The sequence below is a fragment of the Streptomyces javensis genome (genome assembly GCF_039525925.1).
In the GTDB taxonomy this organism is placed as follows: Bacteria; Actinomycetota; Actinomycetes; order Streptomycetales; family Streptomycetaceae; genus Streptomyces; species Streptomyces asiaticus.
The window spans coordinates 1-524 of record NZ_BAAAIF010000300.1; the positions used below are offsets into that span (position 1 = coordinate 1).

Annotated in this window: 1 protein-coding gene; it reads right to left on the reverse strand. The window is 69.3% G+C overall.

What is annotated here, in order from left to right; all coding sequences use genetic code 11:
- The coding region (locus tag ABD329_RS48065; RefSeq protein WP_344318338.1) for an electron transfer flavoprotein subunit beta/FixA family protein at nt 1-524 on the reverse strand (524 nt) is incomplete at both ends.

The window sequence follows — 524 nt, forward strand, 5'->3', positions numbered from 1 at the left end:
GTGGCGCCGTCCACCGCGGTCCAGGCACCCTCGAGACCGACCTCGTCCGACTCGATCTCCAGGTCCTCCAGGTCCCAGGACTCCACCGGCTTCTTCTTCGCCGCCATGATGCCCTTGAACGACGGGTAACGCGCCTCACCCGACTGGTCCGTCACCGACACCACCGCCGGAAGCCGCGCCTCCAGCAACTCCGTCGCGGTGTCACCGTCCCGGCGCCCCTTCACCGTGCCGTCCTCGACCGACACCTCCGACAGCAGCGACACCTGCGGCACACCCAGACGCTCCGCCAGCATCGCCGGAAGCACACCCATCGTGCCGTCCGTTGACGCCATACCGCAGACCACCAGGTCGTAGCCGGTCTTCTCGACGGCCTTGGCCAGCACCAGCGAGGTGCCCAGCGCGTCGGTGCCGTGCAGATCGTCGTCCTCGACGTGCACGGCCTTGTCCGCCCCCATCGACAGCGCCTTGCGCAGCGCGTCCTTGGCGTCCTCCGGACCGACGGTCAGCACGGTGATCTCGGCGTC